Origin of the sequence: Streptomyces sp. 7N604, assembly GCF_052245475.1 — a bacterium.
Classification (GTDB): domain Bacteria; phylum Actinomycetota; class Actinomycetes; order Streptomycetales; family Streptomycetaceae; genus Streptomyces.
Window position 1 is genome coordinate 1 of sequence record NZ_JBQQBX010000100.1, and the last position, 1,003, is coordinate 1,003.

A 1,003-nucleotide genomic window follows, 5' to 3' on the forward strand; every position below is an offset into this window, starting at 1 on the left:
TCAGCTCTTCGGGATCGGCGAAAGCACGGTTGGCCAGGGTGGTGCGGCGCAGGATGGACCAGATCCCTTCCACGGGGTTCAGGTCGGGCGCGTAGGACGGCAGCTGGTAGACCGTGAGCCACTCCCGGTCGGCGATGTAGCGGCGCATGCCGGCGGCGAGGTGGGTGTTGAGGTTGTCCCACACCAGCACGATCGGGCCGCCGAGCTGCGCGTGCGCGGCCTGGATGAGGTCGCGGTAGTCGGTCCAGGCGAAGCTCTTGCGCCCGTCCGGGCGCCTGTCCGGACGCGGCCGGTAGATCAGCCGGGACGGCTGGCCGGGCTTGTAGCAGGCCAGCGCGGCGAGCGATAAGCGGCGGCGGGAGCGGCCGCGGACCCGCACGATGGGAGTGCGGCCGCGGCGGGCCCAGGTGCGGGCGACAGGCGGCGTCATCGAGAAGCCGGCTTCGTCCTCGAAGACGAGCCAGGCGTCGAGCGCCGCCGCGGTCCTTCCACCTGCGGCCAGGTCTCCTTCATCCAGCCGGCCACCGCCGCCTCCTCGCGCTCGACGGCGCGTCGTGCCGGGACTTGGCAGCTCCAGCCGTGCCGCTTGAGCAGGGCCGCCACCCCCTGGATCGTGTAGCTCTGGTGGAAGCGCCGCCCGATCAGGGTCTTGATCCGCGCCAGCGTCCAGGTCTGATCCGGCCAGCCATGCGCAACAGGTCCTTTGTCCAGCTCGGCCTCCAGGGCCGCGAACAGCTCCTCGCTCAGCAGCGGCAGCGAGGCGGGTCCTTTCGAGACCAGGGCCCGCGGACCACCCTCCGACCAGGCTTTTCGCCACCGCTGAACGGAGCGCACGCTGACCCGCAGGTCATGCGCGATAACCGCATTCTCATCCCCCTGAACGAACCGCTTGGCCGCCTCCAACCGCAACCGCTCACGAAACGCCCGGCGTTCGGCGGTCAGCCCGCCGCCCTGCGCATACCTCATGGAGACGGCATACCGCAGGGATCACCAGCCGTCAGCC

1 pseudogene is annotated in these 1,003 nt (G+C 70.8%); it reads right to left on the bottom strand.

The features are described 5' to 3' along the window. Positions 1-966, bottom strand: a pseudogene (locus ACTWP8_RS38175) (IS630 family transposase); the annotation flags it as partial. Positions 967-1,003: the final 37 nt, after the last annotated feature.